Below are 26,275 nucleotides of genomic sequence, written 5' to 3' on the forward strand. Positions count from 1 at the left end.
TACTCGCTAATCAATTTGGGAAATAATGAGCTTTAAAGCCCTGCAAAAATCCGATTGGGTGAATCTGTTGATTGCCATTCCTGCCGGGATCATAGCCGCGTTGGTGACAATCGGTTTTCGTCTCGCCATTAGCGGCATTAACGGGCTGATGTTTACCGACGGCAGCGATATCACTCGCGCTTTCAACGAATATCCAAGGCTAGTCTGGCCGATTATCACCACCGTTGGCGGTATCATTGCCGGATTTATTCTCTATTGGGCGCTGCGCTATGAATCCCGCAACGGCAAAATGCCCGACTATCTTGACGTAATCGATAAACGTCTGCCGGGCATTCCGGTCGTCAGCACGCTGCTGCGTTCACTGTCTTCACTGGCCAGTATCGCCAGCGGAGGATCAATAGGCCGTGAGGGGGCGATGGTGCAGCTTTCCGCGCTCAGCGGCAGCCTGCTGGGGCGCTTTACTCGTTTTACTTCGTTACATCAGTCCGACGTGGTGGCGATGGCCGCCGCAGGTGGCTTGGCTGCGGTTTACCACGCGCCTTTTGCCGGAGCGCTGTTCGTGGCCGAGATTGCCTTTGGCGTCACCGCCGTCCAGCGACTGATCCCGCTATTTATCTCTGCCTCGGTGGCAGTGCTTACCGTTCGTTCATTGACCCATTACGCACCGCTGTACCTCTATTCTTCCGCCATTTTCAGCCCAACGCCAGGCGCGATTTTTACCGTGCTGGCCATTGGTGCGGCGACCGGGATCATGGGGCCGATGTTTATTGCCGCTATCGACAGAGTGCGTAAAACTCTGCAGCCAATCTCACATCCGGCGCTGCGTCTCGGGGTGGGGGGACTGGCGGTCGGGCTGGTTGCGATGGTATCACCGCTGGTACTCGGCAACGGTTTTGAAGTAATCGATTTGATTTTGAATAATGGCAATCTTCACACCTCACTGCTGGTATTGCTGGTGCTGAAAATTGTGGCAACCGCGATCACCGTGGGTTCCGGTGCGGTCGGTGGGTTATTTACTCCGTCACTGCTGATTGGCGCGGCAAGCGGGGCGTTGGTCTGCACCTGCCTGCAATGGCTTGGATTTGATCCCGGACCGATGGGGTTGTATGCGGCGATCGGCATGAGCGCGCTGCTTGCCGCTACCAGCCACGCGCCGCTAATGTCGATCATGATGGCGTTTGAAATGACGCTAAACAGTTCACTGCTGTTCCCGCTGATGCTGGCGACTGCCATTTCCTATGTCGTGGCCTCGCGCTTCAAGGCCAGTGGAACCTATCCGGTGCTGACGCGCCACAATGCGCGCTTTATGGCAAAAAGTGATTTTGAGAACGGAACCGTCGAGCTGCTGATCTGCCCGTGCTCCAAGATGTATATCGATTCCTCGCTCGCCGAAGTCGTCAGCGAAGGGTTAAAGCAGCGCACTCGTTATGTCTATATTGTCGATCGCGATGAGCGGTTCCTCGGGGTCGTCGCAACCAACGTGCTGGCGAGCGGCATTATCGAGGGTTGTCTGGATAAGCAGGGCGGAATTGAGACTTATATCGAGCACGAATTTACCGTGCTATATCAAGGGTCAAGCTACGAGCAGGCCTGGGCGGTGTTCAGCACTTCACCGCTTGAGCGCTTGCCAGTGCTGGAAAACGCGCAGTCACGCCGTCTGTTGGGGGTGATTACCAAGGCCTCGCTGTTGAGCAAGGCCAAGGATTTTCTCTAGCTATTGCGGCGCGGAAAATGCGCTCACTCAAAGCCGGGCGGTACGGTTTGCCAATCGCCTTGCCGTTCCAAGGCTTCAGCCAGCGCCAGCAGCGTGCTTTCCCCCTCGGCAGCGGCAATCAGCTGCATGCCAATCGGCAATCCGGCAGAAGAAAGCGCTACGGGAAGCGAAATCGCACAGCCATCAAGATAGTTGACTCCACGGGTGAAGGTTGCAAGTGCGGCCTTTTGCTCGTCAACGTCGGAAAGTGGGATTGCGGTCATGCTTAGAGTCGGGGTCAGAATCGCATCAACGTCGAGCATCATTGTGGCAAAAGCCTGTTGATATTGACGCCGGGTTTCCATCGCGCAAAGGTAGGCCTGACTGCTGGTGGACTGCCCCTGCATCAGCTTGCCGAAAATCACCGGGTCATAGCTTTCGGGATGAGCCTGCAAATCTTGACAATGGTAAGCGTAGGCGTCGGCCGTGATAATTTCTCCGCTCAGGCGTGACAGCTCGGGCAGTGAGAAGGGAGCCTTGATGGTAACAACCTCAATCCCGCACTGACGTAAGTCATACTGTGTCTTTTCAAACGTTTGTAAAATCTCGGGCTCTACCGCAACCCCGTCCATATCACCCTGCAAAATGGCGACTCGCATCCTTCCAACCTGCGGTTTAGCCAGCGTGACGCCACTCATCAACTCAAACAGCAAAGCGGCATCTTTTACCGTGCGAGTTAGCGGTCCGATGGAGTCCAGGTTTACCGACAGCGGAATACAGCCCTGATTGCTGACCCGTCGTTGTGTGGGTTTTAATCCTACCAGGCCATTTAACGCGGCAGGAATGCGTACTGAACCGCCGGTATCGGTTCCCAACGAGGCCGGCACCAGCCCGGCAGCCACGGCGACCGCAGAACCGCTGGACGATCCGCCGGGAATGCGATGGCATTTTTTATCCCACGGATTCCACGGTGCGGTAAAGCGTGGATTGGTGCCCCAGCCGCCGAAGGCAAACTCAACCAACTGGGTCTTGCCGACAATGTTCATGCCACCCGCATGCAGCCGTTTTACCACCTCGGCGGTTTCGTCGGAGATTACCCCTTTCAACAGGTTTGACCCGGCGCTGCACGGTGTCCCTTGCCAATGCAACAAATCCTTGATGCCAATCGGCAGCCCCTGAAGAGGGCCGAGATTGACACCCGCCGCCAGCAAATTGTCCTGACCTTCGGCCGCGTCCAGCGCCCGCTGCTCAAAAACGCTGACGAACGAAGCCAGTTGCGGATCAAAACGGTTGATTCGTTCCAAAAAATGGGCAGCGATAGCGACGGCAGTGATCTCGCCGTCGTCAAGTTGCTGCTTCAATTCAGTCAGCGAGCTAAAAGCGTTAATTATCGGCATGAGGCGAGCAAGCCCTTAATGGTTAAGCAGAGGAGGAAGGCGCAGGTGATGCGTCGAACGGCGCTGGTACTGATGAGCGGCGCGTAAAAGCAGCGCTTCCTGACCCGGCGCGGCCATCAATTGCAGGCCAACCGGCAGACCCAATGAATCGAATCCGGCAGGGAAGCTTATCGCGGGTAGCACCGCCAGACTCGGGATACAGGTAAAAATCAGATTACCCAGCAAGGTTGAGACTTCGCCGTCACCTATTGGCAGCGTTTCCTGACCAATCAACGGCGCGGTAAAGGGCAGCGTTGGGGTGATAATCATATCGACCTGAGTAAACAGCTCGTTGAATTTGTCGCGCAGCCAGGTGCGATAACGCTGGGCCTGCAAATATTCCACTGCGGTAAAGGTCAATCCGGCCTGAAGCAGAATACGCACGTCGTCGCCGTAATCACTGGCGCGATCTTTGAGCCAGGGCCAATGAATGGCGCTAGGTTCGCAGGCGTCGACAATAATCTGCGCATCCACCGCATTTTCCAGCCCCTCGACTTTAAGACTGACAATCTCGACGCCGTGCTGTTTTTCGAAATCGCTTAATGCACCGCGCAAAGTCTTTTCAACACCCGGCTGCAAACTGTAAAAGCTGTAGGGATCAAGCACGCCGATACGCAAACCTTTCAACGGGCGCGCCAGCTGCTGGTCGATATTCGCACGCTGTTTGGCATCGGCACCTGAAAGCGTGGCGTATAAAATGGCGCAATCTGCGGAACGAGCTGCCAGCGGCCCGACGGTATCCATGCTCCAGGCCAGCGGAAATACGCCGTCGGTGCTGATATTGCCCACTGTCGGGCGCAAACCTGTGACACCGTTTAGCGCCGCAGGTAAGCGCACCGAGCCGCCAGTGTCGGTTCCCAATGTGGCAAAGGCACTGCGCACGGCGGCCACGACGCCCGATCCGCCGCTGGATCCTGCGGGCACGCGCTGCGTATCCCACGGATTACGGCACGCCCCAAAGTGCGGATTATTGGTGGTGCCGCCCCAGGCAAACTCGTGCATGTTGGTGGTGCCAAGAATAATCGCCCCGGCCTGCTTGAGAAGGCGAGTCACCGTCGCATCCTGACTGGCGATATTGCCCTGCAAAATTTTGCTGCCGGCATTCATCTCCTGCCCGCAGATATCAATATTAGCTTTCAACCCCAGCGGAATACCCTGCAAGGGTCCCAGGTCATAACCGTTTTCCAGCAGGGTTTGCTGCGCCTGCGCCAGCTTGATTGCCGGTTCGGCGTAAACTTCCAGCCAGCCGTTCAGCTCGCGCGTTTTCTGTTCTCTGTCGAGGCAGGCGCTGACTAATTCGGGAAAACTGGTTTCCCCTGCACGGACTTTGGCACCGGCTTCGGCAATCGATAAATTCAGCAATTCGGTCATGATGTTTTCACCGCCGGAGAGATAAATACGGTAATGGGGGCGACCTCGGGGCCGATATTGGCATTTACAAAATCACTCAGCGCGCTGGCGCGTTCTGCCCAGTCAAGCACGGTAGGCAAAACCGTCTCGGCGTGCGCTGGCGTCAAAGGGGTAATGGCTTTAAGGCGTAGGGAGTGGTGGTCAGTCATAGAGGCACACCTTGAGTCAGAAAGGCGGGGCAGGCAGGAGGCGCTGCCCCGTTGGGGTTATTTCATTGCATCAACCGCGGCTTTGGCCTTGGTGGCCAGCTCGGTGTTGACGTTGGTTTTATAAGACGTGGCGTCAGACGGGTAGGCCTTGATATTTTTCGCATACAGCGAAATTTTCATGTTGTTATCCCAGGCTTTCTGACTGACCAACACGTTTTCCGGGTAACCCTTGGCATCGATCTCGCGTTTCACGGCTTCACGGACGATGTCTTTTGGCAGGTTCGGGAAGTATTTGGCGGCGATATTTACGGTGTCGTCAAAATTGCTGTAGATATAACGCGAGGCTTCCTCAAACGCTGTCACGACGGCCTGCGCCGCTGCCGGATTCTTGTCGATGTAGGCTTGAGTTGTGGTCAGGCTGGAGAAGGCAAACGGATACCAGTCCTGTGCCGCCGAAAACGAATACACCATGTGCAGCCCGTTTTGACGGATTGCCATGGTTGTTTGCGGCTCTACCGCCAACGCATAGTCGGCACGACCCGCCACTACCGCCGGGATTTCGTTACCGATTGATACGTGTACCAGTTTCACGTCTTTGAGGTTTTGCTGCTTGACCAGATAGCTCATAAACGCCCAGGTGGTATCCGGCTCAGGGCTGGTGACCACGCGTTTATTGGCCAATGCTGCCAGATTATTTTGCAGGTTGGTGCCGTTTTTGCCGAAGATAAACACCGTTGGCGCATTCTGCACGCCAGCCACGACTACGCCACCGCCGCCGTTTTCATGAGATTTCGGCACAAACACCGGGTCTTGAATCGAAAAATCCGCCGAACCGCCAATCACCGCCGACCACGACTGCGCGCCGCCGCCGCCGGTGCTGATTTGTACCTTCACGCCTTGCTGGGTGAAGAAGCCTTTTTCCTGCGCGACGTACAGTGGCAGGTAAAGCAGTGACTGGAATGCCTGGTTGATGCGAACCGGTGTTTCAGCGGCGCTGGCCGGTTGCAATGCAAGTGAAACCAATAAACAGCAGGCCGTAGAAGCAGCCAATGTGAAGCCTTTAACTGAGGAGATTGTCATTATTTTACCCTTTCCCATGAGAGAATCAGTCGTTCGAGGAACATCACCACTACGTTAAATACCAGCATCATCAACATCACCAGGACGATACCGGCCAACACGATATTCATGCCAAAATTGGAGCTGCCGAGCAGGATCATGTGGCCCACGCCGACGTCTGAAGAGATGTATTCGCCGACAATAGCGCCGACCAGCGCGAAACCAACGTTAAGGCGCAATCCTGAAACCACCCATAACATCGCTGAGGGCACCACCAGCTTGATGAAGATTTTTGAGCGCGAGGCGTCAAAGGATCGCATCAGGTTAATTAAGTCTGGATCAGTACGAACCGCGCCTTTGAAGGAAGTCGTCAGCGACACCACGATGCAGGAGAAGGCGACAATGACTACCTTCGACAGCATGTCAGTGCCAAACCAGATGATAGTAATCGGCGCGATCGCCAGAACAGGAATCGAACCAATTGCGGCGATAAACGGCGCAGTCAGGTCAGAGATAAACTTCGAATACCACAGCAGCAGGCCCAGAATCGAGCCGCCAACGGCACCAATCACGAAACCAATCACCGTTTCCAGCGCGGTGGTACCAATATCGGTAAACAGCTCGCCTGACTGAAAACGTTGTACCAACACGTCCCAGACCATGCTTGGACTGGCAAACAGAAACTTGCTGATGAAACCTTCTCGCGCGCCGATTTCCCAATACAGCAGCAGTGCAGCGACGATCGTCACCTGCAAAATCAGCAATACGTAACGACGAGAAGTCGGACTTTTGAAAAAGTTGGCTTCCTGAGCCGGCATGCGCGGGGAAATATGTCGCGTGGTGCCCGCTGGCGCTGGCTCGGCGTCTGCTGGTGTATCTTTCAAGGTTTGTTCAGAAGAAAGCGTGCTCATAAGTGAATCCCCGTAAAGGTCAGAACACCACTGGTGCAGCGCCAATGCTGCGCCAGATTAATTCGTAGTAATCGTTAAAACGCGGCGACAAACGGCGTTCGGGAATAATTCGGCTGTCGGTTTCCAAATCAACATTGATTTCATGAATGATTTCCCCAGGCCGTGCCTTCATGACATAGACACGGTCGGACAACGTCACCGCTTCTTCAATGTCATGGGTGATAAAAATTACCGTCTTTTTCTGTTCCTTGACCACGTTCAGCAATTCACTTTCCAAAGAGATCTTCAGTGGATAGTCGAGGGCTTTATAGGCTTCATCCATCAGGATGATTTCCGGATCGGTTATCATCGTGCGCATCAATGCCACCCGCTGTTTCATGCCGCCGGAGAGCTGGGCTGGGTATTTATCTTCATAGCCCTGCATGTGATAGGTATTTAATAATTCCCTCGCGCGTTCTCGAGCATCTTTCTTATTTATGCCGCGTATTTCCAGCCCCAGAATTACGTTCTGGATCACCGTTCGCCATGGGAAGAGCAAATCCTTTTGCAGCACATAACCCATTTTTTCTGAGGCGCTGCCGGTGGTTTCTTTATCACTAATTAAAATGTGCCCATTATCAGGCATTAAAAGACCAGTGATAATATTGAACAGTGTCGATTTACCGCAGCCGCTCGGCCCAACAAATGAAATAAACTCATTCGCATCAGCGTGAAAATTGAGTTCTTTAAGCACCGTGACGTTACCGGCAGCCGTTGAATATTCTTTGGAAATATTAATTGCTTCAAGCGCATGTGCCATAAATTACTCCCTTGAAGATTTAACGTGGCGTTGAGAAACCGTTAATGGGGAAGGCGGCGCATTAACCGGGACATAATCTTTCAGGAAGTGATAGCCGATATAGGCGACGCTGCGAGCCTTGATAATTTCAGCGGAAACATCGACGGTAGCCATTGCGATACCGCTGGCAAATCCGGTATCGGCGATAATTTTTCCGTGCGGATCAATAATGCGGCTGTGCCCGTGATAGTTGAGTTTGCCGTGCGGGCCAAACAGGTTAGATTCAACCATCCAGCACTGATTTTCCAGCGCGCGCACTCGGCCAAACAGGGTATAGGTATCCACCATATAATCCTGCTCCGGATCTTCGGTATCGCCCGCCAAACCCCATGCAGTGGGCATAATCATAATGTCGGCGCCTTTTAGTGCCAGCTCGCGGGTGCTTTCCGGAAACACCTTGTCATAGCAAATCAGCATGCCGATCCGGCCAATTTTGGTTGCGAACACCGGAAAGTTGTCGCCAGGATAATAAATATGCTTTTCATCTCCGGGCTGGTGGACTTTACGATAGCGGCCAATCTCGCCCTCTGGTCCCAGCAACACGACACAGTTATATAAAACTTCTGCACGCTCGGCGTCTCTTTCGGTCAATCCTATTACCGCGTGGACCTGAAGCTTCTTTACTTCCTGTATTAGCACAGCAATACATTCACCCTGCGGTATTATTTCAGCTTGGTCAAATTGGTAAGCAACATTCTCGAAATCATAATTAAGCGTGTCGGATAAATACCCTTGCAGACTTTGCTCAGGAAATACAATCAGATCGGCTCCTTCGCTGGCAGCCTGATTTAAATCTTTAATCATACGACGCATATTTTGCTGTTTATCGTAAACCGCGGGCATGGCGACGGTAGCAATAGTTATTTTGCTCATAACACTCCCTGGAATACAGCCAGAATTCAAGCTAAGTTGGCGGCTCATTGATAATGACGGTTGGCGTTAATAACTGGCCGCAACTCTCAATTAACCTGAAAAATAGTTGCAAAGAATATGCCAGTTATCATCAATCCCAAATAATGGAACTTAGCCAAAAATACAATTTAACCGAGGTGAATAACGCTTATTAAGCGAAATTTTAATTTAGTGATTGTATTAATTTCACAGTTTGGAATTTTTAAAATCCCCAGCAAACAATGTGGTTTTTTTTAGTGCAGTCAAAGCAGCTAACTCGGTGCATCGTGGTCTAGACCAGAGATAATAATTATATTGATAATTATTTTCATTTAGAATGGATGCGTATCGTTTCCGATTTCGATATTGATAAGGATCTGAATGTGGGGCAGGCGCTCTTGAGGTTGAAGAGCAGACTACCCGGAAAACTCATTTTCTATTTTAAGGATGCATGATGCTCCGCCGTTTCTTCTCTTATTACACTCCTTATAAGAAGCTGTTTTACCTCGACTTTGGCTGCGCGATCCTCGGTGGCTTGTTGGAGCTGGGTTTCCCGATGGCGGTAAAGCTTTTTATCGATAAGTTGCTGCCCGCGCACGACTGGGTACTTATCCTTACCGCCGCCGTCGTGCTGCTGTTTATTTATCTGCTCAATACGGCGTTAATGGCAATCGTCAATTATTGGGGACACGCACTGGGGGTTGGCATTGAAACCGATATGCGCGAGCAGGCGTTTAATCATCTGCAAAAGTTGTCTTTCCGTTATTACGACAATACCAAAACCGGGCATATCATTACTCACGTCACAAAAGACCTTGAAGAAGTCGGCGAGATAGCGCACCACGGGCCGGAAGATCTGTTTATTGCCGTAATGACCTTTATTGGCGCGTTTATCCTGATGGCTACGGTGCATCTGCAGTTGGCGTTGATGACTATTATTATCGTACCGTTTATGGGCTGGTTGGTAGGACGTTACGGTGCGCAGATGACGGAAACCTGGCGACGCCTGTTCGGGCAGGTGGGCAACTTTAACGCCCGCGTTGCGGAAAGTATTGGCGGCATACGCGTGGTAAAAGCCTTTGCCAATGAACAGCATGAAGAGAAACTGTTTGCCGGCGACAACAGCAACTATCGCGATACCAAACTTCGCGCCTATCGGATAATGACCGCCAGCATTACTCTCAGTTATTTAAGTACGCGACTGGTGCAGCTGGTGGTGATGATTGCCGGCACCTGGTATGTGGTGAATGGGTCTCTGAGCTATGGCGGTTTTGTCGGTTTCTTGCTGCTGGTAGAAGTATTTTTCCGCCCGGTGGCGAAAATTACCTCGGTAATGGAAAGTTATCCGAAAGGTATTGCTGGTTTTAAGCGCTTTACTCAACTAATCGATACGGCACCGGATATTGTCGATAAACCCGACGCGGTCGAGATGGAACATTTACACGGCGATATCTGCTATCGCGACGTTGTATTTGGCTACACGCCTGCCAGCACTATTCTTGACGGCATTAATCTGCGAATCAAAGCCGGTGAAACACTGGCTTTTGTCGGCCCGTCAGGCGCGGGTAAAACCACGCTGTGCTCTTTGTTACCGCGTTTTTACGATATTAATAGTGGCGCTATCACTATCGACGGTGTCGATATTCGCGATATGACTCAGCGCTCGTTGCGCCATAACATTGGCATCGTGCAGCAGGACGTTTTCCTGTTTGGCGGCAGCATTCGTGAAAACATTCTTTATGGACGACTCGATGCCAGCGATGCTGATATCTGGGAAGCGGCCAGGCGGGCGCGTCTCGATGAAATGATCGCCGAGCTGCCGCAGGGCATGGAGACCATCATTGGTGAACGAGGTGTCAAACTTAGCGGCGGGCAGAAGCAGCGGCTCTCCATTGCCCGCATCTTCCTCAAGAATCCCCCGATCCTGATCCTCGACGAGGCAACCTCAGCGCTGGATACCGCCACTGAGCAGGCGATACAGCAGTCGCTGTCCGAGCTTGCGCAGGGGAGAACCACGCTGGTCATTGCGCACCGTTTGGCGACCATCCAAAATGCTGACCGTATTGTGGTCGTCGATAAAGAAGGAATAATAGAGCAGGGTACTCATCAGGCATTGTTGGCGAAAGCCGGGCGTTATGCCGCATTGCATGCCGCGCAGTTTAGAGATCCGAGCTAGAAGAAACGTTTGCAGCCGAAGGCGCAGGTAGCACCTCGGCTGCCAATAATCAGCTCAACTCATTGCATTGCGCACAAATCAATTTTCTCAGCCATTGCTGCGCGTGGCTTTCATTTGAGCGTCGGTGCCAGAAAAGGTGAAACTGTATTTCTGGCAGACTAAGCGGCGGTTGCAGCATTAAGATATCTTCATCCAGATAGTTGAGCAAAACACTGCGTTTTAAAACCGTTGCAACAAAATCGGTGTGCTTAACAATTTCTGTGACAGCAAACATAGTGGGCAACGTCAGCCGCAGTTCCCGACTCAGACCCAACTCTTTTAGCCGTTCATCGACCAGTCCAAAATGATGGCCTTCCGGGGAGACCAAAACATGGCGCATTGCGAGATAGGTTTCCAATGTCATGCCATTTCGAACCGCCTCGCTGTCCCTGCGAACCAGAGTGACAAATTCATCACTGAATAACGGCCGAGAAAATATTCTGCTTTCAGTTTGTGTGGGTGCAATGCCGATCACCAGGTCAATTTTGCCGCTATCAAGCATAGCCACCGACTCATCGCGGTCGATAAATGTGCGTACATGAATTGTCACGCCCGGTGCCTGCAGATTGACAGCCTTCATTATACTGGGCAATAGCACCATCAATGCGTACTCGGGCATTCCCAGTGTGAAGGAGAGGCTGCTATGTTGTGGAAAGAAAGCTTCGCCGTTGGCCAACAGGTTACTGAGTTCACTCAACGCGCGTGAAACGTGCTGGCCAATCTCTTTCGCCCGAACAGTGGGCTGGAGCCCCGAGGCGCTGCGAATAAACAGCGGGTCGGCAAAATGCGTGCGCAGCCTTGAAAGTGCAGCGCTCATTGCGGGTTGGCTGACCGCCGCTTTTATGGCTGCGCGGGTGACGTTTCGTTCTTCCATCAGCGCATCAAAAGCGACCAGCAAATTGAGATCCAAGCCCTTAAAATCCATAAAACGTATATTCCTCTATATGGTTTTTCTATTTCAATTATTGCTGATCCGAATGGGATACTGGCTGCGTACCCCAGATTAATCACATTAAAACGCCATAAGTTAGAGGAACAGAGAGATGTCAGATAATCAAGAGATAACAAATCGTCTCATAAAAGAGCGCAGGGCAGTTGAAACCATTTATCAGGCCTTCAGCCTGCATAATCCCGACTTGATTGATGAAGCCGTGACGCCGGACTGGGAGGACATTCCCCTTGCTCCCGGCCAGGCTGCGGGCCCGGAAGGACTCAAGCCAATTATTAGAGGGTTTATTGCTGCCTTCCCGGATGTACAAATCGTCATTCACGATTTGCTACAGGTGCCGGGGCAGATTGCAGTTCGTGCTGAAATCACCGGTACGCACCAAGGGATTTTCATGGGGATTGAGCCGACCGGTAAATTTGTCAGCATTCGGTTGCATGAGTTCCATCAATTGAACGGTGAGCGAATCACTTCAACCTGGCATCTGGAGGACTGGTTTGGTCTATTTATGCAGTTAGGCCAGTTTCCTACGGTTGAATAAAGAATCCCTTCCAGGCGCTGAAAAACTCGTGAGCTAGCGAGCCAGGCGCCATTTTTTCCCCCATGCCCCTCACTTCTCTGCCTGGTGTTAATAGCAATGCCGCCCGAATTGTCTATTATTCGAACAAATTAGAGCTTTCAACTTGCCTATCATTGTTCAGTTTAATAACTCTGGTAATTATGATCTAAATAAAGTGATTTAATATTTGGCTTTATTTTTTACACTATTACTGAAGATAAAAAATATGACTTATACCAATAACAATATTGTTTACTCGTTAATTTGCATAGCCACCTAATGAATACAAAATAATTACTCTGCTATGCACTTTTTAAAGGCAGGTGATCTATTTCTCATTTAATTTTTTTAACGATTGTTAACAGAAAAAAATGCTTTGAAAAACGTGGCATACAGCACAGTAAAAACACAGTTCTTTAAGCTTTTTGTGGCATAAAATGGCATTGCACTATTTTGGTGCAATTGGTTATGCGAAAATCGCATAAAATCAGTGAGTTACAACAATTAAAAATACACTTTTTGTTACATATCTTTACTCAATTTTGACCAATTGAACCGAACTTTTCCATTTTAACTTTTCGTGCTTAGTGCTAAGGTTCAAATCGATTTACAGATAGCATCAATTATAAATATTAAGAAACTCGCAGCCTGATATTTAAAATTTGGCACGGGAAACCTATACCTAAATTCTAGGAACTTAAATAATGATGAAGCGCAGTGTTTTGGCCGTAGCGGTCTCTTTAATTGTTGTAACCACTGGGGCGAATGCCGTAGAAATTTATAACAAAGATGGCAACCAGTTAGACCTGTATGGCCGCGTGAATGGCAAACATTATTTCAGCGACAATAAAAGCAATAATGGTGACGGTTCATACATGCGTTTCGGCTTTAAGGGCCAAACTAAAATTAGCGATACTTTGACGGGTTATGGCCAGTGGGAATATCAAAACAGCCTGGCTAACTCCGAAGGCTCGGACGCACAGAGCGGCAATAAAACCCGTCTCGGTTTCGCCGGTCTGAAATTTGCCAAGTTTGGTTCATTGGATTACGGTCGTAACTACGGCGTGGTTTACGATGCTATCGGTTACACTGACATGCTGCCAGAATACGGCGGTGACTCGGCTAACACGGATAACTTCATGGTCGGTCGTTCAAGCAGCCTGGCAACGTATCGTAACAAGAACTTCTTTGGCCTGGTTGACGGCTTGCACCTTGCCTTGCAGTACCAGGCAAAAAACGAAGCAACCAGCTCCAGCAGCACTTCCCGTCCTAACAGCCGCTCAAATGGCGACGGTTACGGCGCATCTCTGACTTACGAAGATATTGGCGGCACGGGTATTGCGGCAGTTATCGCCGGTTCACGTTCTGACCGCACCAATGCTCAGTCTGCGGCGGCCATCGGCGGTGGCAGCGAAGCTTCTGCATGGTCAGCGGCCGTTAAATACGACGCCAATCAGATTTATCTGGCCACCATGGTTGAACAAACTCACAAACAAACCAGCATCACCGCCAACGGTATCTCTGGTTATGCCAACAAAACGCAGATCTTTGAAGCCGTTGCCCAGTACCAGTTCCTGAACGGTTTCCGCCCATCGCTGGGTTATGTGACCAACAAAGCGAAAGACGTAGAGGGTGTGGGCGATGCTTACCTTTATAAATACGTTTCTGTAGGTGCTTACTACTACTTCAACAAAAACATGTACACCTACGTTGACTACAAAATCAACACTCTGAGCAACAGCGACAGCGCTAAACTGGGCGGCAACAAGAAAGACGTGACCACCGTTTCTCTGACCTACCGTTTCTAAGGTTTAAAACGCTTAAGAGTCATCGTATTACCCCTATCTGTGTCTGAAAAAGGTAATCTCAAAGGCAGGGCCAGTGGCTCTGCCTTTTTTAACATTAAAAAAGCCAGCCCGAAGTTCGGGCGATGAATCTAAACCAGGGCCTCGAGTTGATAATAATCAATGCGGGGCTTCTTGCTTTCTGCTCCTTATATAAATTGACTCCATGCTTTGAACCTCGTAAATCGAAACCTTTAAAACAGGTCATGATCGACGGCACGCAGTCTTGGTAAGAGTGAATTTAATCATTGAAAATCGACAGTCTTCAAATCAACAGGAGAATTTATCAATAATATTGAAGTTGAATAATTTGACGTTGCTCACATATAATCAACTGTGATTGAATATAATCATGATCGAGCAAGTTAATCTGACACACTTCATTGCGGAGCCATGATGGCTGAAATAGTGACAATTGCCGAACTGCCGATCCCACCTCAGATGCTGGTGATAGCGGATGACTTTACCGGGGCTAATGATACTGGAGTGGCGTTGGTAGGCAGAGGTTTAAAGGTTTGTGTGCAATTTGATGTTGCAGAAAATAAACCTATTGCTGGTCAGGCCCAGATTTATAGCACCGACAGTCGGGCATTAATGCCGATCCAGGCTGCGATCAGGGTAACTAAAGTTATTCAGTCGACCATAGCAGGGCTATCAGACAGCAGCTGGGTATTCAAAAAAATGGATTCAACGCTGCGGGGGAATCCTGGAGCAGAAACCGAAGCTGCTCTGAGTGCTCTTGATTGTCGATTGGCAATAGTAGCGACGGCAGTGCCAGAGTTGGGGCGCATCGTGACGGGCGGTTACTGCTACGTCAATGGCTGTCTGCTGACGGATACCGAGTTCGCCACAGACCCAAAAACGCCAGTCAATACCGCCAGTGTCGGTGAATGCTTTGCCGAACAAACCACTCTTCGTCAGCATCATATTTCCCTGGATGCACTGCGATCCGCTGACTTTTCGCAGCGCCTTGCTGCGCTGGCAAACTCTGGCGTGCGCATGGTGATTGTCGATAGTCACACGTCCGCTGACCTGGCACTCATCGTCAAGGCGGCAGAAAGCCTGCCGTTCAGACCGCTGCTGGTCGGGGCTTCAGGATTGAGTCACGCGCTGGCGGAGCACTGCCTTAGTGTTCGGGAGATTTCTGCAACAGTTGTCGGGAGTGAAACCGCACCGGTACTGGCGGTGATCGGTTCGATGAGTGAAACCGCCGCCAGCCAGATTGCCTTTGCATGCCAGCATCGACCGACGACGGTCATTGATATTGACATCCTTGAGCTGTTTTCTCCTGATGCACAAAGGCTGTTGCCAACACTGTGCGCTCAAATTTGTCGCGCGATGGGGCAGGGTAAACACTGCATCGTGAGCACCTGCCAGAACGGCCAGCAGCGCCAGGAAGTCGCTATGTTTTGCCAGCAAAAAAAAATCAGTCGCTCACAAATGGGAGAGCGCATTGCTGCGTTTCTCGGGCAACTTACTCAGCAGGTTTTTGAGGATTCTCCGGTTATGCCCGGCGGACTTTTTTTGTCCGGCGGTGATATTGCATTGGCCGTTGCACGCGCACTGGGTGCCACCGGTTTTGAGATTAAAGGGCAGATTGCAGGTTGCGTTCCGTGGGGATATTTGCTCGATAGCCAGTTTCAGCGGCTGCCAGTAATGACTAAAGCGGGCGGATTCGGCGCTGAAAATACACTATTTGACGTTTTACGCTTTATTGAGGAGAAGTTGAGTGACTAAAATTATCGCAGTAACCATGGGTGATCCTGCCGGTATTGGCCCTGAAATCATCATTAAAGCCTTGGCTGAAGGTGAGTTGTCTGGAACACCTGCCGTGGTCGTTGGCTGCGCCGCCACTCTGCGTCGAGTCCTGGCATTGGGCATCACGCCGGCCGCGGAACTACGCATTATCGATAAAGTTTCTCAAGCAAGTTTCGCGCCCGGGGTGATTAACGTTATTGATGAGCCGCTGGCAAATCCTGAAGCGCTTGTTCCCGGAAAAGTACAAAAAGAAGCGGGTGATCTTGCCTATCGTTGCGTAAAACGTGCCACCGAGCTTGCGATGGCTGGCGAGGTTCAGGGTATCGCCACCGCGCCGCTCAATAAAGAGGCGCTGCATTCTGCTGGTCATATTTATCCGGGGCATACTGAGTTGTTGGCGAAACTGACGCATAGCCGTGACTATGCGATGGTGTTGTTCACCGATAAACTGAAAGTCATTCACGTTACAACGCACATAGCCCTGCGCAAGTTTCTCGATACGCTTAATCATGAACGTGTAGAAACCGTGATTCAGATGGCAGATACTTTCCTGCGCCGTGTCGGCTATCAAAATCCGCGCATTGCGGTGGCGGGTGTCAATCCTCATGCGGGTGAAAACGGTTTATTCGGCGATGAGGAGATCAAAATTGTTGGGCCATCGGTGGAAAAAATGAAAGCCAGCGGGATTAACGTGACCGGCCCGTGTCCGCCGGATACCGTGTTCCTGCAAACCTATGAAGGCATGTATGACATCGTGGTGGCAATGTATCACGACCAAGGGCATATCCCTTTGAAACTCATGGGATTCTACGACGGCGTAAACATTACTGCGGGCCTGCCGTTTATTCGCACCTCCGCCGATCACGGTACGGCGTTTGATATTGCATGGACAGGAAAAGCCAAGTCTGAGAGCATGGCCATCTCAATTCAGTTAGCCGTACAATTGGCGTAATAAAACGCCAGTGGCGCAGGGAAAAAAGGAATCACGTTGACCGGACAAAGCCGCCTCGATCAGATTATGGACTATCTGAAAAGTCATAATCTGGTCACTGTTGAACAACTGGTTGCCGCTATCACGGCATCTCCGGCGACCATTCGCCGTGATTTGATAAAACTTGATGAGCAAGGCGTGATTAGCCGTAGTCACGGTGGCGTCACGCTTAATCGTTTTATCCCTAACCAACCGACTACCAACGAAAAGCTGCAGCTTAGCCTGCCCGAAAAGCAGGCTATAGCCCAAGTTGCTGCCGCAATGGTTAAACCGGGCGATGCCGTGGTCCTTGATGCGGGTACCACCATGCTTGAGTTGGCGCGTAATCTGACTCATTATCCGCTGCGAGTCATCACCGCGGATTTACGTATTGCACTGTTTTTATCCGAATTTAAGCAGATTGAAGTGACTATTATTGGTGGGCGCATCGACGACAGCAGCCAGTCTTGCGTCGGCGAACATGGCCGCAGATTATTGAGAAGCATTTATCCCGATGTCGCTTTTATCAGCTGTAATTCGTGGAGTCTGGAGAAAGGGATCACCACACCTACAGAAGAAAAAGCCGGCATCAAGCAAGGCTTGTCTGAAAATGCGCGACGTCGGGTATTGCTGGCTGACAGCAGTAAATACGGGGCTTACTCACTGTTTTGCGTCAACCCGTTGGCTGATATGACCGATATAATTACCGATAAAGGGCTTAGCGCCGAGATCCAGCATTTGTTAGTTGGTCAGCCTTTTACCTTGACGCTGGCCTGAAAGCGCCGCGAGGCGCTTTTTCCCCTATAACCTAAAGTTATACCCCCCCGCCAAACAAGTATTCGCCGCATTCTCCCCGTCATGAAATAGTCATTAGGTCAGGCAACATCGGTTGCTACCCCTACAACAATTGACGAGAGAAACTCATGCAACAAATCCCGATGCCGTATCTGCTGTTCTTAGGTGATGTGATGGACCCGCTGGCGGCAAAAACGGCGCGCGGTATTCACGTATTTCGCCCTGAGTCCTGTGTGGGCCAGATCCGTCTGGCGACCGATTCCGTATCGCTCGGTCTGGAAGAAATGGATATCGCCACGGCTACAGCGCGCGGTGCAAAAACCATGGTATTGGGCACGGCCAACGCAGGAGGCAAGCTGCCAGCACACTGGATTGAGTCAATCAAAACCGCTATCCGCGCGGGTCTTAATGTGGCAAATGGCCTGCATCAGGGCCTGAATGAGATCCCTGAGCTGGTGGAATTAGCCGCAGAGCACCAGGTGCAGCTGTTCGACGTGCGCCACATGCGCCCGGAACTGGACGTCGGCAGCGGTAAAAAACGCAGCGGCAAACGCATTCTGACCGTTGGCACCGACTGTTCGGTCGGCAAAATGTACACCTCATTGGCGTTGGAATCAGCGATGCGTGAGATCGGCATGAAAGCTGATTTCCGTGCTACCGGCCAGACTGGCGTGCTGGTTGCAGGCGCGGGTATTGCAATCGATGCAGTCATTGCCGACTTTATTTCTGGCGCGGTGGAATCACTCTCTCCTGCCAATGAAGAGGACCACTGGGACATTATTGAAGGGCAGGGATCGCTTTATCACCCGTCTTTCGCTGGTGTCAGCATGGGCCTGATCCACGGCGCACAGGCACATCTGCTGGTCATGTGTCACGAGCTGGGGCGCAAACATATGCGTCATTTACCTCATCAATTTATGCCGACCCTCAAGCAGTGTGTGGATACCAACCTGGCGGCCGCCAGCCTGACTAATCCAGACGTAAAACTGGCGGGCTTCTCGTTGAACACCTCTGGAGTTGACGAAGCAGAAGCCAAAGCGGCGCTGGCAGAAATCAGCCGTGAGTTTGGCGTTCCTGCCACCGATCCGGTGCGTTTTGGTATCAGCGAGCTGGCGCAATCAATCAAGGACCGTGGCTTATGATCAAGATGGATTTCCAGACCATCGAGCTGCCATTGGCCCGTCCTTTTGCCATTTCTCGCGGTGTGCGCACTGCGGTAACGGTGGTGCGCGTGACCCTGACCGAGGGTCAGTTTGTGGCGTTGGGAGAATGCACGCCGACGGCGCGTTATCAGGAATCGGCAGACAGCGTGTGCGAGCAGTTGGAAAACGTCCGCGCTCAGGTTGAAGCCGGTTTATCCCGCGAAGCTTTACAGCAGGCGTTGCCGATCGGTTCTGCCCGTAATGCCCTCGATTGTGCAATGTGGCGTCTCGATGCTGCAAAACAGGGCAAGTCAGTTTGGCAACTGCTTGAAATGCAAGCACCTGACAGCGTTATTACGGCAGAAACCCTCAGTCTCGATACGCTGGAAAATATGGCGAAAGTTGCCGCCGATGCCGTGTCGCGCGGTGCAAAACTGCTGAAAATAAAACTCGATCGCGAGCAGATCATCGAGAAAGTGGCGGCTATCCGCGATGCGGCTCCACATGTCACGCTGGTGATTGATGCCAATGAAGCCTGGCATGGTCTGGACCTCGAAAGCCTGTTCCATGCGCTACAAGAATTTAATATTGCGATGATCGAACAGCCATTACCTGCGGGGCAAGATGCAGACTTGGTGCGTTGTTTGCATCCGATCCCTGTCTGTGCCGATGAGAGTTGCCACCAGCGTTCAGATATTGCAGCACTTCGTGACCGATACGAGATGATTAACATCAAGCTCGACAAGTGTGGCGGGCTGACTGAGGCATTGGCGATGGTCACCGAAGCCAAGGCGCTTGGCCTGCGGGTGATGGTCGGGTGCATGCTGGGCTCTTCGCTGGCGATGGAAGCGGCGCTGCCCATAGCGGTACAGTCCGAACGCGTCGATCTGGACGGGCCTATCTGGCTGGCTCAAGACTATCAACCGGCGTTGCGCTATGAGCGTGGTGAAGTCTGGCTTTAATCTTTTTTAAAACAAGGAGCACGCTTTTGATGACTGAAATGCCCGTTAGTAAGGCGCCCTCAACCGAGTCTGCTGACCCGTCGCTGTCGGAAAGCCGCAACAGGCCCATTCTTCAGGTAAAAGATTTGTCGGTGAGTTTTGCTGGCCGACATGGAAAGACTCAGGCACTCAAAGGCGTCTCTTTTTCTATTAATAAAGGTGAGGTGGTCGCGGTAGTCGGCGAAAGCGGCTCCGGAAAATCGGTAACTTCGCTAAGCATCATGGGTTTACTGGCCGATTCGGCGCACATTGACGGCGGCAGCATTGAATTTACCAACCGCAGCGGTGTGAAACATTCACTGGTCAAGATGGGCCCCGATGCTCGTCGCAAACTGCGCGGTCAGGAAATGTCGATGATTTTCCAGGAACCGATGACCTCGCTGAACCCGGTATTACGGGTGGGCGATCAGCTTACCGAAGGCTTGATCGACCACGGCATCAGCAATAAATCCGCTGCATTGAACAAGGCGCGCCAGCTATTGAAACAGGTGCGTATCCCGGATGTTGAACGCATCCTCAAGTGTTATCCCCACGAACTTTCCGGCGGCATGCGCCAAAGGGTGATGATCGCCCAGGCGCTGGCCTGCGATCCGGCGTTGCTGATTGCCGATGAGCCAACCACCGCGCTGGATGTCACCGTGCAGGCGCGTATTTTACAAATCCTGCGTGACCTGCAACGCGGCTCGGATATGGCGGTGCTGTTTATCACCCATGACATGGGGGTTGTCGCGGAAATCGCCGATCGCGTGGTGGTGATGTATCACGGTGAGGTGGTGGAGGAGGGCAGTGTGGAGCAAGTTTTTGCTCACGCACGTCATCCTTATACTCGCGCGCTGCTGGCAGCCGTTCCAAAACTCGGTGACATGCAGGGATTGGAATGGCCGCGTCGTTTTCCGCTGATCCAGAAAGAAGGCACCCCGTTGGTGCAAATTACCGAACCGGCGGCTTTCGGCGATCAAAAAACTGCGGATTACAACGCTGCGCCATTACTCGACGTTCGCGGCCTGCGGGTGTGTTATCCAATCCGTTCAGGGATTTTATCCCGCGTTACTCAGGAAGTGCACGCCGTTGAACAAATTGATTTCTCTATCTGGCCTGGTGAAACGCTGGCGCTGGTAGGGGAAAGCGGCTGCGGGAAATCGACCACCGGACGTGCGATTTTGCGTCTTGTCGGCAGTGAGTCGGAAAGTATTCATCTCGAGGGCAAAGAGATCACTCTGCTGCGCGACAAGCCTTTTCAGGCAGTGCGGCGTCAGATTCAGATGGTCTTTCAAGACCCCTATGCTTCGTTAAATCCGCGTCTGACGGTGGGTTTTTCGATTGCCGAGCCATTATTGATCCACGGGATGGCGCGTTCGCTGAAAGACGCCACGCCAAAGGTTAACAAGCTGTTGAAAAGCGTAGGTTTAGACCCGTCTGTTGCCCGTCGTTATCCGCATGAGTTTTCCGGCGGTCAGCGCCAGCGAATCGCGATTGCTCGCGCGATGGCATTGCAACCGCAGGTCATTATTGCCGATGAAGCCGTTTCGGCGCTGGACGTTTCGATTCAGGCGCAGGTAGTGAATCTGATGATGGATTTACAGCGCGACACCGGTGTGGCCTGGCTATTTATTTCTCATGACATGGCGGTGGTGGAACGTATCGCCAATCGCGTCGCGGTGATGTATCTCGGGCAAATTGTCGAAATTGGCCCACGCGACGCCATTTTTAGCAATCCGCAACATCCTTACACCCAACGTTTGCTCAAGTCTGTGCCAATTGCCGATCCCACCAAAAGGACGGCCCGCAGTTTTGATGACGCCGAAGTGAAGTCGCCGGTTCATCCGGCCGGTTTACAAGTAGAAAAAGTGAAATACCGTCAGGTGTCTCTACACCATTGGGTAGCAGAAGATGCTCTTCGTTTTTAAACGAACGGTCTAATTATTCAGTTCATTTTGCACGTTTCGGGATACTCACAGGAGAAGTTCATGCATTCGATGTTAAACCGCAAGACACTATTAGCTGCCAGCCTGGCACTGTGCTTTACCACTTCGGCGCTGGCCAAAGATCTGAGTATCTCGATGTATGCGGATGTCACGGGTTTTGACCCGCACGATACTACCGACACGCTGAGCTATTCGGTGCAAACGGGTATTTTCCAGCGTCTGTTTGAATTTGATAACCAGATGAAGATTATCCCTGTGTTGGCGACTGACTACACCAGCAATGACACGGCGACGGTGTTCACCATTAATCTGCGTCAGGGCATCACTTTCCAGGACGGCACGCCGTTCAATGCCGAGGCGGTGAAAGTTAACCTCGATCGTCTGGCTAATCCAGCGAATCACCTTAAGCGTAACGGATTGTTTAGTATGATTAAAACCGTTGAGGTGACCTCGCCTTACCAGGTCAAAATCACGCTTAACAAACCTTTCGGCGCGATGATTAACACTCTGGCGCACCCTTCTGCGGTGATGCATAGCCCGGCATCACTTAAAGCTTATCCAAACGAAGCAGATCTCAGCGTGCATCCAGTGGGCACAGGTCCGTTTAAATTCGTTGAGTGGCAGCAGGGTAAAGACGTCAAGCTGGTTAAATACGATAACTACTGGCAGAAGGGTTGGCCAAAAGTTGACTCTGTAACGTTCTATCCAACGCCAGAAGATTCGACTCAGGTTGCCAAGCTCAAGTCTGGCGCGGTGCAGGCGGTGTATCCATTGCCGTCAGATCTGGTTGATACGGTGAAAAACGATCCGAAACTGGATATTCAGCGCGACCCGGGCATCTACCTTTATTACATCGCGTTCAATACGCAGATGAAAGAATTCAAGGATGCACGCGTTCGCCAGGCGATCAACTATGCGATTGACCGCAATCTGTGGCTGAGAGTCGGTTTTGCCGGTATGGGTGAGACATCGACCTCGCCATTGCCGAGCCACGTCCAGTTCTATCAGAAACAGACTACACCGGATTACAGCTACAACATCGCCAAAGCGAAGGAACTGCTGAAGGAAGCGGGTTATCCGAACGGCTTTGACGTTGAGATGTGGAGTTCGAACAAAACCGACCGCATTCGCACCGGCCAGTTCATCAAGCAGCAGTTGGGGCTGATTGGCGTGCGCGTGAAGTTTGTACCCATGGATGCGGGCAGTATCAACCAGCGTCTGTGGAGCACGCCGAATCCGGCCGATGCCAAGGTGCAGATGTATTACGGTTCGTGGTCAACGTCCACCGGTGATGCTGACTGGGCGCTGCGTCCGCTGTTTGCCACCGAATCCTTTATTCCTAAAGGCTACAACGTTTCTTACTACAGTAACAAAGCGGTAGACGCGGACATAACTGCTGCGCTGCAAACAGCGGATATGACTAAGCGCAAAGCCTCTTACGATGATGCGCAGAAACTGCTGTGGGCTGACGCGCCGGTCGCCTTCCTGGGTTCTCCGGACAACCTGGTCGGTAAAACCAAAGACCTGTCAGGCGTGTTTATGCTGGCTGACGGCACGCTGTTGTTTAATCAGGCACAGTTTAAATAAGTTTTATTAGCGAAGTTTACAGGCAGGTTGCCAACTGAGTCGAGATACACGGGGCTGGCGCACCCGAAGGAGATTTCCCTTAAACGCGCTTATAGATTGTCTGGATTGCAGGCGGTTGGACGTAGATTTGTAATCGGGGAATGGGATTTTATGCTGACATATTTTATCCGCCGAATACTGGAAATGATCCCGGTTCTGCTGGTGGTGTCATTACTGATATTTGGTTTTATCAAGCTGCTGCCGGGTGACCCTGCGCGTATCTATGCGGGGCAGGATGCGACATTGGGGCAGGTAGAGTCAGCGCGGCAACTGCTTGGTTTAAACGATCCTCTCCCGGCGCAGTATTGGCACTGGATAAGCGGAGTGTTTCACGGCGATCTGGGTACTACCTATCGCACTCGCCAGCCGGTGTTAAGCGTTATTGAAGCGGGTTTTATGCCAACGCTGTATCTGGCAATGGCCGGATTTGCCTGGTCAGTGGTGTTGGGGTTGGTGATTGGTGTCTGGTCGGCCTTGAAACGCGGTAAATGGCAAGACTGGACACTAATGAGTTTTGCAATCGGCGGGATTTCGATGCCGCCGTTTTGGCTGGGGCTGCTGCTGATTCAGTTTGTCGCCATGCCGTTTGGCATTTTCTCGGTCAGCGGCTTCAACAAACCCAGCGATATTATTTTGCCGGCAATCACTCTGGGATCGTCGGTGGCAGCAGTGATGGCTCGTTTTACCCGTTCGGCATTTCTTGATGTTGCGCAGGAAGACTATGTACGCACCGCCAATGCCAAAGGCCTGCGCGCGCGGTTGGTGACCTGGAAGCACATCATGCGCAACGCGCTGATCCCGGTGATCACCATGCTGGGGTTACAGTTTGGGTTCCTGCTCGGCGGCTCGATTATTGTCGAGGCAGTATTCAGTTGGCCCGGTCTGGGTTGGTTGCTTATTCAGTCGATTCAAACGCAGGACCAGCCGGTCATTCAGGCATTGGTGATGCTGTTTGTATTCGAGTTTATTGTGATTAATACGCTGGTTGACCTGCTTTATGCTGTGGTTAATCCGTCGATTCGACTGAGTTAGGAGCATCTATGGTTCAGCCTGCAAATACCCTGCCGCCGTTGGATCCTGCCGAGGTGGCGATCAGTTCGAAAGATGACATCCGCTCGCCGTGGCTAGATTTTTTCCAGAGTTTTATTCGTCATCCGATGGCGATTGTCTCTTCGATTTTTATTCTGTTACTGGTGCTGGTGGCAATTTTTGCCCCGTGGATAGCGCCGTACGATCCGCAGGTGCCAGACTGGATGGCGTTAGGCGCCGGGCCTTCTGCCGCGCACTGGTTTGGCACCGATGACCTCGGGCGCGACGTGCTGAGTCGTATTATTTACGGTGCGCGTATTTCACTTTATGTCGGCCTGCTATCGGTAACCCTGGGCATGGTGGCGGGGGTTATTCTCGGCCTGCTTGCGGGTTATTACGGCAAATGGCTCGATATGTTGATCATGCGCGGCTCAGACGTGCTGTTTGCTTTCCCCGGCGTAATGCTGGCGATTGCGGTGGTTGCCATCCTCGGCCCGGGTTTAAACAATGTGATTATCGCAGTGGCGGTATTCAGCGTGCCGGTTTTTGCCCGCATCGTGCGCGCTTCAACCCTGTCGATTAAGCAAAGTGCCTATGTCGAGGCGGTGCGCTGCGTGGGCGCGCCGGACAGAGTCGTCATTTTGCGCCATATTTTGCCGGGCACGCTGTCGAACGTGATTGTCTATTTCACCATGCGTATCGGCACCAGTATTTTAACCGCAGCCAGCCTGAGTTTCATCGGCCTCGGCCCGGAGCCCGACGTGCCTGAGTGGGGCAATATTTTGGCAATGAGCCGCAACATGATGATGGCTGGAAAATGGAACGTCTCGGTGTTCCCGGGGCTGGCAATTTTCCTCACCGTGCTGGCATTTAATCTTTTGGGTGACGCTTTACGCGACACTCTAGACCCTAAATTGAAGAAGTAAATCACCGCCGTCATTAACCTAGCCGTGGCGATCGCTTGACGTTTTGCGGCAGAGTCAATGACGTAGTTGATTGATTCGTAAGGATACAACGATGTCTTTAGATGTATTTAACCAGCGTGGCGTGGATGCCTTGCTGGAGCGTTGGCGTGAAAGGCGGCTACTGTTTACCCCGCGTTTACCGACCGGTGCCACCAACAGCATCAGCGATATTGCAGGCGTGACGGTAGGTCATAGCACGCTGTCAGCGGGCGAGATTCAGACTGGCGTGACGGCGATTGTCCCGCCCGGTGCCAATCTTTATACCCATCCTTTACCCTGTGGCGCGGCGGTGTTGAACGGTTTTGCCAAACCTGTCGGCCTGACGCAGGTGATGGAGCTGGGCGAGCTGCAAACCCCAATCCTGCTGGGCAATACGTTTTCTGTTGGCACACTGTTTAACGCCATGGTGCGACAGAGCTGTGCTGATTTTCCGCAGATTGGGCGTGGCAGTGCGACGATCAATCCACTGGTTTTAGAATGCAATGACGCCTATCTGAATGATATTCAGGCGATGGCGCTAAGTGAAGAAAATGCCATAGCGGCATTAAATTCTGCCTCAACTGACTTTGCTCGTGGCAGCGTCGGCGCGGGACGAGGAATGAGCTGTTTTGGTCTTAAAGGCGGGATTGGCACAGCGTCGCGCCACGATGAAAAGCTAGACACGCAGATTGGCGTGTTGGTACTCGCCAACTTTGGCGTGCTTTCTGAGTTGACCCTGGACGGTGTGCGTATTGGTGCTGAAATCGAGCAACTATTGCCGGAGCTGGCACCGCAGGTTGATGCCGGTTCAATCATTATTATCATGGCCTGCGATCGCCATCTCGATAGTCGCCAGCTGACGCGGATTGCGCGCCGTGCCGGAGCAGGGCTGGGGCGACTCGGCAGCTATTGGGGCCATGGGTCGGGCGATATTGCGGTGGCATTTTCCACTTGCCGTGAGGGCGAGCTTTTAGCCGATGAACAGCTTGAACCGCTGCTGGCGATGGCCGCCGATGCCACCGAACAGGCGGTGCTTGATGCGATGTTGGCCGCTGAAACGGTCATCGGTTTCCAAAAACATTTCCGTTTAGGACTGGCAGGCGTACTCGACAGTCTGGCGACCCGTTAATTTAA

At 52.0% G+C, this 26,275-nt stretch carries 22 protein-coding genes; 14 read left to right on the forward strand and 8 right to left on the reverse strand.

The features are described from left to right. The first annotated feature begins 25 nt into the window (after positions 1-25). Positions 26-1,714 (forward strand): chloride channel protein, encoded by a 1,689-nt coding sequence (locus SPM24T3_RS03470; protein ID WP_009635310.1) that lies wholly within the window; start codon positions 26-28, stop codon positions 1,712-1,714. Between the two features lie 23 nt (positions 1,715-1,737). Here the strand turns inward: SPM24T3_RS03470 and SPM24T3_RS03475 are convergent, their stop codons facing one another. From SPM24T3_RS03475 to SPM24T3_RS03505, 7 genes are read right to left on the reverse strand one after another with little or no spacing between them, the layout of a single operon-like run. Continuing rightward, complete coding sequence (locus SPM24T3_RS03475; RefSeq protein WP_009635311.1) at positions 1,738-3,090, reverse strand: amidase; 1,353 nt, start codon at positions 3,088-3,090, stop codon at positions 1,738-1,740. Positions 3,091-3,105: 15 nt separating this feature from the next. Continuing rightward, positions 3,106-4,500: an amidase gene (locus SPM24T3_RS03480; protein ID WP_009635312.1), complete on the reverse strand. Its 1,395-nt coding sequence runs from the start codon at positions 4,498-4,500 to the stop codon at positions 3,106-3,108. Beyond that, positions 4,497-4,688: a hypothetical protein gene (locus SPM24T3_RS03485; RefSeq protein ID WP_009635313.1), complete on the reverse strand. Its 192-nt coding sequence runs from the start codon at positions 4,686-4,688 to the stop codon at positions 4,497-4,499. The genes SPM24T3_RS03480 and SPM24T3_RS03485 overlap by 4 nt, the downstream gene beginning before the upstream one ends. Positions 4,689-4,745: 57 nt before the next feature. After that, on the reverse strand, positions 4,746-5,768 hold the full coding sequence (locus SPM24T3_RS03490) for an ABC transporter substrate-binding protein (RefSeq protein ID WP_009635314.1): 1,023 nt from the start codon (positions 5,766-5,768) through the stop codon (positions 4,746-4,748). Next, entirely contained in the window at positions 5,768-6,658 is an 891-nt protein-coding gene (locus SPM24T3_RS03495; RefSeq protein ID WP_009635315.1) for an ABC transporter permease, read from the reverse strand. The genes SPM24T3_RS03490 and SPM24T3_RS03495 overlap by 1 nt, the downstream gene beginning before the upstream one ends. Positions 6,659-6,677: 19 nt before the next feature. Then, positions 6,678-7,457, reverse strand: coding sequence for an ABC transporter ATP-binding protein (locus tag SPM24T3_RS03500; RefSeq protein ID WP_009635316.1), 780 nt, complete (start codon positions 7,455-7,457; stop codon positions 6,678-6,680). Between the two features lie 3 nt (positions 7,458-7,460). After that, the gene (locus SPM24T3_RS03505) at positions 7,461-8,369 is read right to left on the reverse strand and encodes a carbon-nitrogen hydrolase family protein (protein ID WP_009635317.1); all 909 of its coding nucleotides are present in this window, start codon (positions 8,367-8,369) and stop codon (positions 7,461-7,463) included. A gap of 472 nt (positions 8,370-8,841) precedes the next feature. Here SPM24T3_RS03505 and SPM24T3_RS03510 point away from each other — a divergent pair, with 472 nt between their 5' ends. Beyond that, positions 8,842-10,563 (forward strand): ABC transporter ATP-binding protein, encoded by a 1,722-nt coding sequence (locus tag SPM24T3_RS03510; protein WP_009635318.1) that lies wholly within the window; start codon positions 8,842-8,844, stop codon positions 10,561-10,563. A gap of 49 nt (positions 10,564-10,612) precedes the next feature. Here the strand turns inward: SPM24T3_RS03510 and SPM24T3_RS03515 are convergent, their stop codons facing one another. Further along, the gene (locus SPM24T3_RS03515; RefSeq protein ID WP_009635319.1) at positions 10,613-11,527 is read right to left on the reverse strand and encodes a LysR family transcriptional regulator; all 915 of its coding nucleotides are present in this window, start codon (positions 11,525-11,527) and stop codon (positions 10,613-10,615) included. Positions 11,528-11,645: 118 nt separating this feature from the next. Between SPM24T3_RS03515 and SPM24T3_RS03520 the strand changes: the two genes are divergently transcribed. The 12 genes from SPM24T3_RS03520 (at position 11,646) to SPM24T3_RS03575 (ending at position 26,270) form a co-directional block, all read left to right on the forward strand. Then, entirely contained in the window at positions 11,646-12,089 is a 444-nt protein-coding gene (locus SPM24T3_RS03520) for an ester cyclase (RefSeq protein ID WP_009635320.1), read from the forward strand. 722 nt (positions 12,090-12,811) lie between these two features. Next, positions 12,812-13,915, forward strand: a complete 1,104-nt coding sequence (locus tag SPM24T3_RS03525; protein WP_009635321.1) for a porin OmpC — start codon at positions 12,812-12,814, stop codon at positions 13,913-13,915. A 429-nt stretch (positions 13,916-14,344) separates the two neighbouring features. Then, complete coding sequence (locus tag SPM24T3_RS03530) at positions 14,345-15,688, forward strand: four-carbon acid sugar kinase family protein (RefSeq protein ID WP_237712968.1); 1,344 nt, start codon at positions 14,345-14,347, stop codon at positions 15,686-15,688. Continuing rightward, positions 15,681-16,661 (forward strand): D-threonate 4-phosphate dehydrogenase, encoded by a 981-nt coding sequence (locus SPM24T3_RS03535; RefSeq protein ID WP_009635323.1) that lies wholly within the window; start codon positions 15,681-15,683, stop codon positions 16,659-16,661. The genes SPM24T3_RS03530 and SPM24T3_RS03535 overlap by 8 nt, the downstream gene beginning before the upstream one ends. A gap of 36 nt (positions 16,662-16,697) precedes the next feature. Then, positions 16,698-17,456 carry a DeoR/GlpR family DNA-binding transcription regulator gene (locus tag SPM24T3_RS03540; protein ID WP_009635324.1) on the forward strand — a complete coding sequence of 253 codons (759 nt, stop codon included), beginning with the start codon at positions 16,698-16,700 and terminating at the stop codon, positions 17,454-17,456. Between the two features lie 146 nt (positions 17,457-17,602). Further along, positions 17,603-18,616 (forward strand): N-acetyltransferase DgcN, encoded by a 1,014-nt coding sequence (dgcN, locus tag SPM24T3_RS03545; protein ID WP_009635325.1) that lies wholly within the window; start codon positions 17,603-17,605, stop codon positions 18,614-18,616. Continuing rightward, positions 18,613-19,578: an N-acetyl-D-Glu racemase DgcA gene (gene dgcA / locus SPM24T3_RS03550; RefSeq protein ID WP_009635326.1), complete on the forward strand. Its 966-nt coding sequence runs from the start codon at positions 18,613-18,615 to the stop codon at positions 19,576-19,578. Before dgcN ends, dgcA begins: the two co-directional genes overlap by 4 nt. A gap of 29 nt (positions 19,579-19,607) precedes the next feature. Beyond that, on the forward strand, positions 19,608-21,524 hold the full coding sequence (locus SPM24T3_RS03555) for an ABC transporter ATP-binding protein (RefSeq protein WP_009635327.1): 1,917 nt from the start codon (positions 19,608-19,610) through the stop codon (positions 21,522-21,524). A gap of 60 nt (positions 21,525-21,584) precedes the next feature. Beyond that, positions 21,585-23,129: a glutathione ABC transporter substrate-binding protein gene (locus SPM24T3_RS03560; RefSeq protein WP_009635328.1), complete on the forward strand. Its 1,545-nt coding sequence runs from the start codon at positions 21,585-21,587 to the stop codon at positions 23,127-23,129. Positions 23,130-23,279: 150 nt separating this feature from the next. Beyond that, positions 23,280-24,200, forward strand: a complete 921-nt coding sequence (locus SPM24T3_RS03565) for an ABC transporter permease (RefSeq protein WP_009635329.1) — start codon at positions 23,280-23,282, stop codon at positions 24,198-24,200. Positions 24,201-24,208: 8 nt separating this feature from the next. Next, positions 24,209-25,123, forward strand: a complete 915-nt coding sequence (locus SPM24T3_RS03570; RefSeq protein WP_009635330.1) for an ABC transporter permease subunit — start codon at positions 24,209-24,211, stop codon at positions 25,121-25,123. Between the two features lie 91 nt (positions 25,124-25,214). Continuing rightward, complete coding sequence (locus tag SPM24T3_RS03575; RefSeq protein ID WP_009635331.1) at positions 25,215-26,270, forward strand: P1 family peptidase; 1,056 nt, start codon at positions 25,215-25,217, stop codon at positions 26,268-26,270. The last annotated feature ends 5 nt before the right edge of the window (positions 26,271-26,275 follow it).

The organism is Serratia sp. M24T3 (assembly GCF_000257645.1).
Classification (GTDB): domain Bacteria; phylum Pseudomonadota; class Gammaproteobacteria; order Enterobacterales; family Enterobacteriaceae; genus Rouxiella.

Bases quoted from the DNA above. Each gene is read 5' to 3' on its own strand.
- SPM24T3_RS03470 (WP_009635310.1), top strand. From the start codon at position 26: ATGAGCTTTAAAGCCCTGCAAAAATCCGATTGGGTGAATCTGTTGATT.
- SPM24T3_RS03475 (WP_009635311.1), bottom strand. From the start codon at position 3,090: ATGCCGATAATTAACGCTTTTAGCTCGCTGACTGAATTGAAGCAGCAA.
- SPM24T3_RS03480 (WP_009635312.1), bottom strand. From the start codon at position 4,500: ATGACCGAATTGCTGAATTTATCGATTGCCGAAGCCGGTGCCAAAGTC.
- SPM24T3_RS03485 (WP_009635313.1), bottom strand. From the start codon at position 4,688: ATGACTGACCACCACTCCCTACGCCTTAAAGCCATTACCCCTTTGACG.
- SPM24T3_RS03490 (WP_009635314.1), bottom strand. From the start codon at position 5,768: ATGACAATCTCCTCAGTTAAAGGCTTCACATTGGCTGCTTCTACGGCC.
- SPM24T3_RS03495 (WP_009635315.1), bottom strand. From the start codon at position 6,658: ATGAGCACGCTTTCTTCTGAACAAACCTTGAAAGATACACCAGCAGAC.
- SPM24T3_RS03500 (WP_009635316.1), bottom strand. From the start codon at position 7,457: ATGGCACATGCGCTTGAAGCAATTAATATTTCCAAAGAATATTCAACG.
- SPM24T3_RS03505 (WP_009635317.1), bottom strand. From the start codon at position 8,369: ATGAGCAAAATAACTATTGCTACCGTCGCCATGCCCGCGGTTTACGAT.
- SPM24T3_RS03510 (WP_009635318.1), top strand. From the start codon at position 8,842: ATGCTCCGCCGTTTCTTCTCTTATTACACTCCTTATAAGAAGCTGTTT.
- SPM24T3_RS03515 (WP_009635319.1), bottom strand. From the start codon at position 11,527: ATGGATTTTAAGGGCTTGGATCTCAATTTGCTGGTCGCTTTTGATGCG.
- SPM24T3_RS03520 (WP_009635320.1), top strand. From the start codon at position 11,646: ATGTCAGATAATCAAGAGATAACAAATCGTCTCATAAAAGAGCGCAGG.
- SPM24T3_RS03525 (WP_009635321.1), top strand. From the start codon at position 12,812: ATGATGAAGCGCAGTGTTTTGGCCGTAGCGGTCTCTTTAATTGTTGTA.
- SPM24T3_RS03530 (WP_237712968.1), top strand. From the start codon at position 14,345: ATGATGGCTGAAATAGTGACAATTGCCGAACTGCCGATCCCACCTCAG.
- dgcN (WP_009635325.1), top strand. From the start codon at position 17,603: ATGCAACAAATCCCGATGCCGTATCTGCTGTTCTTAGGTGATGTGATG.
- dgcA (WP_009635326.1), top strand. From the start codon at position 18,613: ATGATCAAGATGGATTTCCAGACCATCGAGCTGCCATTGGCCCGTCCT.
- SPM24T3_RS03555 (WP_009635327.1), top strand. From the start codon at position 19,608: ATGACTGAAATGCCCGTTAGTAAGGCGCCCTCAACCGAGTCTGCTGAC.
- SPM24T3_RS03560 (WP_009635328.1), top strand. From the start codon at position 21,585: ATGCATTCGATGTTAAACCGCAAGACACTATTAGCTGCCAGCCTGGCA.
- SPM24T3_RS03565 (WP_009635329.1), top strand. From the start codon at position 23,280: ATGCTGACATATTTTATCCGCCGAATACTGGAAATGATCCCGGTTCTG.
- SPM24T3_RS03570 (WP_009635330.1), top strand. From the start codon at position 24,209: ATGGTTCAGCCTGCAAATACCCTGCCGCCGTTGGATCCTGCCGAGGTG.
- SPM24T3_RS03575 (WP_009635331.1), top strand. From the start codon at position 25,215: ATGTCTTTAGATGTATTTAACCAGCGTGGCGTGGATGCCTTGCTGGAG.